Origin of the sequence: Chamaesiphon polymorphus CCALA 037 (genome assembly GCF_003003845.1) — a bacterium.
GTDB classification, from domain to species: domain Bacteria; phylum Cyanobacteriota; class Cyanobacteriia; order Cyanobacteriales; family Chamaesiphonaceae; genus Chamaesiphon; species Chamaesiphon polymorphus.
In genome coordinates this window covers 1-8,255 of record NZ_PVWO01000250.1, presented here as the reverse complement: position 1 = coordinate 8,255, position 8,255 = coordinate 1, and the positions used below count along the sequence as shown (strand labels likewise).

The following is an 8,255-nucleotide window of genomic DNA, read 5'->3' as shown; positions in this document are numbered from 1 at the left end:
AAAACTAATTACTCCGACTTTTTTCATTACCAATCAATTTTTGAAAGACTATTCTCCTACTTTTTCAGCAAGCCCTAGATAGATCCGATCGATTGTTGGCGGTTGCGCGGACTCCATCACCGATTGGTGAATGGATTCAGGCCGATTTGTCCGAGTTGACGGGAGTGGAAACGGTGGCAAAGGCAATTGGTGGCGATCGATTAGATGCCTTACTATACATGGGTGGAACTTGGGAAACTCATGCGTTTACCAGTCAGTATCGCTTTGAAGATTGTACCGATGCAGACATCGATCGAGTAATTGCTGTAAATTTGGTAGCTCCGATCCGGTTGGTAAAAGCTCTGCTGCCTGCTTTACGGCGATCGCATAATCCCAAAATCGTTTTCATGGGCGCACTCTCTGGTCGAGATAATTTTTCTGGGCGAGAAGTTGCTAATAGTGCATCTAAATTCGGGTTGCGAGGGGTGGTGCATTCATTGCGAGAAGAATTGCGATCCGAGCAGATTGGTGTAACCATAATCAATCCTGGTAACGTCGGTACGCCTGAAGTTTTAGCAGATCTTGCTGCAAACAATTTACTTGGTGGTGAAGCGATTCCGCTGACAGATCTGTTAAAAATTATCGATTGCATTCTCTCATTATCGCGATCGACCTGTATCAAAGAGATCGATGTGCCTGCAATGTTAGGCGAGGGTGCTTAAATTAATTGAGAATTGAGAATTGAGAATTGAGAATTGAGAATTATTCGATCTTATTTTTTCATCAATTATATATGGAGGAGCGAGTATGAGAGGTCAAAGTTGGTATGTTGCTTTACTAATCGGACTAATGTGTCTGGTTAGGTTTAGTCTCAGTGCGGTTGGCTATGCCGATCCGTCGTGGTTGATGGTGCAATTAAATATCCCGATCGATGCAAATATCCAAATGCCTTACATTATTCGGGTGTGGGCAATTAGAGATATCGTGCTGGCAATACTCGTGGCTATTGCCGATCGCAGTACCGTAAAGACATTGTTATTGGCGTGTATTGCGATCGATGCTACCGATGTTATTTCCGCACATTTGAGCGGTGTGGCAGGGTTATTTAATGCATCTGAAACTCAATCTTTACAACTCACGGCAATTGCGGCACTCGTGCCAGAATCGATCGCCTTTGCGCTACTGACTATTCGTAAAACATTCGAGTCGATTCAAGTTGAGAAGAACTAGTCCGTACTAGTCGATCGAGCCTAATCTCCTGAACCAGAGCTTTTCAAAGCTAAAACCAGGAATGGCTTCCGCCACCATTGCCGCCTGTTGGAGGTCATCCTCCGACAGCTCGACGCCACACTCCCGCGCCAATGCAATGGCATCAGTACTCGACTGACAGACTTTTAATCGATCGTCCAATTCTTTGGTACTGCGAACCCGACTAAAAAACTCCCTCATCTTGGGATCTAAGCGTTCCAGCCACTGTTGATATGCTTCCTGCACCATCATCTGAAAATCTTCACCACTGAGATCGAGTCCTTCCGACTTTGCCAGGGCTAAAAAATCGATCGGCGAAGTTACGGCGCGGAGCTTAGTTTGTAATTCTACAGAAGCCGCTACTCGATCGTTAAAAGCTCGCACCGATTTAGATAGCATATTTACAGCATCCTCTCCCAATAGACCGATTGCCAACTGTAACTATACTATCGCAATCCGGGAATCGATGTTGCTACTTTTGTTTTGATATAGAAACTATTGAAATGGCTAGATGTCCGAAAGCACTCATAGATTTCTTTAAAATTTTCCATTGCTTCTGGGGATAAATGTCCTGCTATTTCTCGATACCTACCGCGTTGCGAGACAAGCAACACACTATTAACTACTCCTGGTACCCGTGCATCCTTTTGTTTCTCTTCTAGCGGCAATAAATCTTGCCGATCGATCGTAAATAATTGCCGATAATGTCCTAATATAGTTTCTCCTACTGTCAGTACATTTTCTTTGTATTCAACAATCTTTTTGACAAAGAGTAAATGCAAAGCATAGCATGAGATTAATGCAAAGATGGTGTATGGAAACAGTGGTGCCAAGAAAGCAATTAACTTTAAAGAGTGAGGTAAGTTTTGTGTCGTTGGCGTTGCGATCGCTATAAAGACCGTATTAAATATCCCATACAAGCTAGCACAGAAAAAGAGCAAACATACCCCAATCAGTGGAAAGTTAGCTTGAATATCTCGATCGGAAATCTTATAAAATTCAACCCTAACCGAATCATCAGTTTTTTCGACTATAAAAGGTCTGGAGGTAAAGAAGCTCCAAATGCTACCGATCGAACGGGATGATTCGATCGATCCATTAAATTGCTGCATTGACAATGGATCGACTCGATCGCGCTGCGGTTGTTGGCAATCTTTGAGAAATTCATCCTGTGATAAATAAGCAATTCTAAGACAGACGAGCGCATACAATAAGATCGCCCCAACGTGAATTAATAAAAAACTCAGTAGATGATTGCGTTCTCCAGTTATTAGTGCTGGTAAGGCATTAATTCCCGCCGAAAATGTTTCGGTAATATTTAATAGCTCGATCGACTGACGCGTGCGGCTAGACGAGATTTTTGAGAAACTACGTACCACTGTTAAACAAAAATACACACCAAAGCCAAGTACGCACAAACTTTGGAGTGCGTTGAAGAAATTGCAGCCGCGCCATTGCCATTGATGTTTACGGCGATGCGCGATCGCAAATTGGAGGAGAAATCCGCCCCATAGTGCAGCAATTACGAGCCTAGAGATTCCACCGATCGGTAATAAGACTTGTGCGATCGTGCCGATCTCAAATACCGTGAATAATTTGCTGTCGAATGACGGATTTTTTCTGTGACTATACCTATAGTTCATCGGGAGCATCCCAGTTTTTATCTAGCGATCGCAAATTAATCCATTAAGGTATGCGCAACGATGGGCAAGGACTTGAGGAACATTCTCAGTTTTCCACTGCGCAAAGAGAGATTTTAGTACGTCGATCTATCTGCTTAACTGGTACAAATTGTATCTAGTACTCGACGGCATAAGTAAAGCAACCATTGCCTACACTCTACCGCTACTCTCCCAACTCCCAACTCCCAACTCCCAACTCCTCCCAAAATAGCACTAGGATTTATGCCGTAGACTACTAGTTAATCTAATATCGGCAATTATCGATCGCAATATCTCGAATTTCCCAACATTTAAGTTAAAATACTTCCCCCCATGAGTTTCTGAAAGCGATAATCTAACTCCGCCTTCAAGCGTGGCGATTGGCTCAGATCGTTATCCTGTAAAATCACTTTTTCGGCGGCATCGCGCGCGATCGTCAGAACTTCTCCATCCTCTGCTAAACTGGCTAAGGCAAAATCTGCCATCCCCGACTGACGGGTGCCTAAAACCTGCCCAGGGCCGCGTAATTGCATATCCATCTCCGATATCCAAAATCCATCTTGCGACTGTTCTAGCACCTGTAAACGCTGTCTAGCATCGCCTGAAGTACTCCCGCTCATCAGCAGGCAGTAGGAACGATGCGCACCCCGTCCGACGCGTCCGCGTAATTGGTGGAGTTGGGATAAACCAAAGCGTTCGGCATTTTCGATCAACATCACGGTGGCATTGGGTACGTCTACACCGACTTCGATAACGGTGGTGGAGACGATAATTTGGGTGAGATTATCGCGAAATGCTGTAATTGCGGCATCTTTATCTGCCGAACTCATGCGTCCATGAAGCAAGCCGACTTGATATTGGGGGAATACTTCGGTAGCCAACCGCTCGTGTTCTTCGGTGGCGGCGCGGAGATCGAGTTTTTCAGATTCTTCGACGAGGGGGAGGACGACATATACCTGTCGTCCTTGGGCGATTTCGCGGTGCATCAGTTCGTAAACTTGACTGCGCTGGCGACTATTGACGGCGTTGGTTTGAATCGGCTGACGTCCGGCGGGTAATTCGTCGATCTGGCTGACGTCTAAATCGCCGTGGAGGGTGAGGGCGAGGGTGCGGGGGATGGGTGTAGCCGTCATGGTAAGAACGTGCGGCTGGGAGCCTTTTTGCTGCAATTTAGCGCGCTGGAAAACACCGAACCGATGTTGTTCGTCGATGACGACTAAGCCGAGGTTGCGGAAGTTGACTTTATCTTGAATTAAAGCATGGGTACCGACCGCGATCGAGAGTTCGCCTGTCTCTAATTCGCTGTATATCTGTCTCCGTTTGGCGGCTTTGGTAGAACCAGTCAGGAGTTCGACGGGGAGGTGGAGCAGATTAAACCAGCCGACGAGTTTGCGATAGTGTTGCTCGGCGAGTACTTCCGTCGGAGCCATTAGTGCGGTTTGATAGCCGGATTGAATTGCGGCTAAAATTGCCAGTACGGCAACGACGGTTTTACCCGAACCGACATCGCCTTGCACCAAGCGATTCATCGGTGCGGTTTGCTGAAGATCTGAGAGGATTTCACTCACTACTCGCTGTTGAGCGTTGGTGAGTTGAAAGGGTAACATCTCTCTAAACCTGTCGATTAATACTCCTGTTGGGGTAATAATTGCCTGCGTATGCACCTGACGCATGAGATGGCGACGTTGCAGGAAGCCTAATTGCAGATAGAAAAACTCATCAAAAATCAATCGCCGCCGTGCGGCTTCTTTAGTATCGCTATCTTCAGGGAAATGGATATTCTGAATCGATGCGGCAAGTTCCATCAAGCCATATTGTTCGCGCACGACTTTGGGCAAAGGATCGGTTAATTGTTCAGCCGCAGGTAAAACAGTTACCACTGCTTCGCGCACGACATCTGCGGAAACGCCTTCAATGAGCGGATAAACTGGCAATACTCGCCCGATTTTGAGGGAAGAAATACTCGCATCGGCATCGGCTAATACTTCAATTTCGGGGTTATCTAAATTGATGCCGTATTTACCCTGCTTGACTAATCCCGATGCAGCAATCCAACTGCCGACGGGGTATTTGCGTTTTAAGGATTCTTGCCAACCGCGATTGCTGTAACGAGTCCCGGCATAAAAACGGCTGATTTTAAGCTGTCCGGTTTCATCTTTGATGGTGAGTTCTAAGACGTTGAGCTTTTTGTTTTTAGGACTAGTAAAGAAGTTGATTTTTCTAACTATTCCCACCAGAGTTACAGTCGTGCCTGGCTCTAGTTCGATGATATTTATCTGTTTGGCATAGTCGATATGATCGCGTGGATAGTAATATAAAACATCCTTGACGGTTAATAATCCCAATCTCGCCAAAATTTCGGCTTTGCGAATGCCAATTTTGGGAATATCTCTTAGATATCGATCGAGTGTTAAATTAGTATCTCCCCGCACTGGAGTTGTTGCTGGTACAACCTTAAGATTGGCTGTCGGTTTGCTAGGGATAATTTTACGTGGCGATTCATTTAGCGTCGGTGAAGTTACCGATCGATCGCCATGTTGATGTGCGGAAACTTGCTCGGCTACTGTTAAAAATTGGCTGGCTCTAGCAATTAATTCTTTGCGTTCGGCGAATGTGAGGTCGTGATATTTATTGAATTCAAAAGCTAATTCGCGCCAGTGTTGGCGATCTTTGAAACTTGTATGCGCTGGTGGTTGCCCAAAACTCAAACACAAAAACTCACCAAAGCGATATTGTTGCCCGACTAAATCGGTATAACCATACTGCGCTTCGATCGCTAATGCTTTTTGAATTCTCGACCAATCCGGCTCGTCAGACATGTATCTCGATCGCTAACTTTACCTACAACATTGGTGCTGTTGGGTTTCGTGCCTCAACCCAACCTACCACTTCCTACTCTAATTTTAATCGATCGTATGTCAATTATCAATTATCAATTATCAATTATCAATTATCAATTATCAATTATCAATTATCAATTATCAATTATCAATTATCAACTAATCCTCAAACCAACTATTTCGCCAAGCTGATTCAGCTTCGGCAATTTTTAATTCTTGTTGCTTTTGCACATATTCGCGGCGGAGCGTATTAACTTTATTGCTCAATTGACTGATATTTTTGCGCAAACTTAAGGTAGTCACATCCGCAAATTCAACTTCAGTCAACCGGAGATAAAGACTGTGGATTTGCACGATTTGCGATAACTCATCTTCACGATCGAGTACCATCGTCATGGGCATTATCGCTCGATCGTCGGCATCATCTGCCGCTCCTTGTCCGCCTGTAGTCTCTCGTTCGATTAAGATACTTAAAACATTAGGAACATTGGCCGTACTACCACCTTGACGATCGGCTTCGTCAGTCGCTTCTAATATTTGTTTGGGAATAGTTGGTGGCATAATTTGTGCTTGCTGCAATAGTAGATTTACTTTGTAAGAAATCTCTTTCAAACTATGGCCGATCTCTGCTTCAATATTCTGTTGCCAAGTTGCCAGCGATGCTGGAGTGGCAAACCAATCCATCGGCATTACTGGCATCGAGGTTAACTCTCCTGTCGGCTCATCTTCATCATTTGGACGATTTTTAGGACGGTTTGGTTCGATATGCACGACGAGATCGGTAATTACATTCCGAATGACGCGTTTTAACGTAGTAAGTAATTGAGAGCGGCGATCGTAATTTAATTTCAAGAAAGCTTCAGGATAACAAGTCGTACATAAATAATAACAACCTTGAATCGACTGTTTCTTGAGTGTTGATGCTAGACTGGTAAAGTAGCTTTGATAAGCACCAGTTAATTGTTCGCCTAGTTGACTACTCGCTTTTCTCAGTTGAGTCAAATCTTGTTCGACTTGTTCGATCGGTCTAGCCATATAGGGGTTAGGTGATAGGGAATAGGGGATAGTAGATAGTAAAAAGTGGGAATGAAGTGTCTGTTGTCGATTTCGAGCGGTTAGCGGTCAGGCTAATGGAAATGTCATAAAATAAGTTATGAGCCAAATCGATAATAAGTTGATGCGGAGAACGTCTGGAACTCGATCGGTGTAGTGTTGGCTCTAGGATATCTCGATCGCACACAGTCAGCCCTTGAGTTAAAATAACATTCCGCGTCACCGCCAAAAAGACTCATTCGATCTTCAGTTTGAACGGCAAAGACAATATCGATCGATTCCTTTACCAGTATTTAAGCTCGCTCGCCTCCTGCAATCATAACCTTCCAAAACATGTCTGTCATTACTTTAGATCCAGATTCTCAGATCGCGATTACCCCATTACTAGGCTTGAGTTTAGCAGAATTGACTGCTTGGGTACAGGCGCAGGGTCAGCCAGCTTATCGCGGTAAGCAATTATATCAGTGGATTTATCAGCAGGGCGCAAAATCGCTGGCCGATATTACCGTATTTTCTAAGCAGTGGCGAGAAACAGTCAAGGATACCCCGATCGGTCGATCGACGATCCATCACCGTGCTGTCGCTACCGATGGGACGATTAAGTATCTACTCCAGCTTCAAGATGGGCAAATCGTCGAAGCAGTCGGGATTCCTACCGCCAAGCGGCTGACAGTCTGCGTATCTTCTCAGGTTGGCTGCGCGATGGCTTGTACCTTTTGTGCGACTGGTAAGGGTGGATTTATGCGCCATCTTCAACCGCATGAAATTATCGATCAGGTATTGACGGTACAGGAAGATTTCAACGAGCGCGTCAGTCATGTGGTATTTATGGGCATGGGCGAACCCTTGGCTAACCTCAATAATGTCGTCAAAGCCGTGCAGTGCTTAAATAAAGATATCGGGATTTCGCAGCGATCGATTACCGTCTCCACTGTGGGTATACCGGGCAAAATTCACGAACTCGCCGAGCACGAACTTCAAGTCACCCTGGCGGTGAGTCTCCACGCACCCACCCAAAGACTGCGTACCAAGCTCGTCCCCACGGCGGAACACTATCCGATTGATGATTTGCTCGATGAGTGTCGAGATTACGTCCGCATCACGGGGAGAAGACTGAGCGTGGAATACATCCTCCTAGCTGGTGTCAATGACGATCCCAAACAGGCTGCGGAACTCGCCACTCAATTACGCGGCTTTCAAACCCATGTTAATCTAATTCCCTACAACCCGATCGAGGATGCCGATTTCGATCGACCGACACCTAGAGATATCAAGGCATTTGTAGATGTGCTCGAACAACAGCATATCGCCGTCAGCGTGCGCTATTCCAAAGGCTTGGGTGCGAGTGCGGCTTGCGGGCAATTGCGGGCGAATCAGAAATTAGAGGGTAATGGGTAATGGGTAATGGGTAATGGGTAGAGGGTAGAGGATATATGCACAAGTCTATTGGAATCGATCGTAGTCCCTTTACCCC

7 protein-coding genes are annotated in these 8,255 nt (G+C 45.4%); 3 read left to right on the top strand and 4 right to left on the bottom strand.

Annotated features, from left to right (window positions below; translation table 11 throughout):
• The first annotated feature begins 92 nt into the window (after positions 1-92).
• Both C7B77_RS17815 and C7B77_RS17810 read left to right on the top strand, forming a co-directional pair.
• Positions 93-701: an SDR family NAD(P)-dependent oxidoreductase gene (locus C7B77_RS17815; RefSeq protein WP_245894254.1), complete on the top strand. Its 609-nt coding sequence runs from the start codon at positions 93-95 to the stop codon at positions 699-701.
• An 85-nt stretch (positions 702-786) separates the two neighbouring features.
• Positions 787-1,209, top strand: coding sequence for a hypothetical protein (locus tag C7B77_RS17810; RefSeq protein WP_106307731.1), 423 nt, complete (start codon positions 787-789; stop codon positions 1,207-1,209).
• A 6-nt stretch (positions 1,210-1,215) separates the two neighbouring features.
• On the opposite strand, the gene C7B77_RS17805 is transcribed toward C7B77_RS17810, so the two are convergent.
• The 4 genes from C7B77_RS17805 to C7B77_RS17785 all read right to left on the bottom strand — a co-directional run bounded on the left by C7B77_RS17805 (position 1,216) and on the right by C7B77_RS17785 (position 6,763).
• A complete protein-coding gene (locus tag C7B77_RS17805; RefSeq protein WP_106307728.1) occupies positions 1,216-1,626 on the bottom strand; it encodes a Nif11-like leader peptide family natural product precursor in 411 nt (136 codons plus the stop codon).
• Positions 1,627-1,673: 47 nt separating this feature from the next.
• Positions 1,674-2,870 carry a hypothetical protein gene (locus tag C7B77_RS17800; RefSeq protein ID WP_106307725.1) on the bottom strand — a complete coding sequence of 399 codons (1,197 nt, stop codon included), beginning with the start codon at positions 2,868-2,870 and terminating at the stop codon, positions 1,674-1,676.
• 329 nt (positions 2,871-3,199) lie between these two features.
• Positions 3,200-5,707, bottom strand: coding sequence for an ATP-dependent DNA helicase RecG (gene recG / locus C7B77_RS17795; RefSeq protein WP_106307722.1), 2,508 nt, complete (start codon positions 5,705-5,707; stop codon positions 3,200-3,202).
• Between the two features lie 180 nt (positions 5,708-5,887).
• The gene (locus C7B77_RS17785) at positions 5,888-6,763 is read right to left on the bottom strand and encodes a hypothetical protein (protein WP_106307716.1); all 876 of its coding nucleotides are present in this window, start codon (positions 6,761-6,763) and stop codon (positions 5,888-5,890) included.
• A gap of 351 nt (positions 6,764-7,114) precedes the next feature.
• On the opposite strand from C7B77_RS17785, the gene rlmN reads away from it, so the two are divergent.
• Positions 7,115-8,179, top strand: a complete 1,065-nt coding sequence (rlmN, locus tag C7B77_RS17780) for a dual-specificity RNA methyltransferase RlmN (protein ID WP_106307714.1) — start codon at positions 7,115-7,117, stop codon at positions 8,177-8,179.
• The last annotated feature ends 76 nt before the right edge of the window (positions 8,180-8,255 follow it).

Coding starts and splice junctions, on each gene's coding strand:
- C7B77_RS17805 (WP_106307728.1), bottom strand. CDS start 1,626: ATGCTATCTAAATCGGTGCGAGCTTTTAACGATCGAGTAGCGGCTTCT.
- C7B77_RS17810 (WP_106307731.1), top strand. CDS start 787: ATGAGAGGTCAAAGTTGGTATGTTGCTTTACTAATCGGACTAATGTGT.
- C7B77_RS17785 (WP_106307716.1), bottom strand. CDS start 6,763: ATGGCTAGACCGATCGAACAAGTCGAACAAGATTTGACTCAACTGAGA.
- recG (WP_106307722.1), bottom strand. CDS start 5,707: ATGTCTGACGAGCCGGATTGGTCGAGAATTCAAAAAGCATTAGCGATC.
- rlmN (WP_106307714.1), top strand. CDS start 7,115: ATGTCTGTCATTACTTTAGATCCAGATTCTCAGATCGCGATTACCCCA.
- C7B77_RS17800 (WP_106307725.1), bottom strand. CDS start 2,870: ATGAACTATAGGTATAGTCACAGAAAAAATCCGTCATTCGACAGCAAA.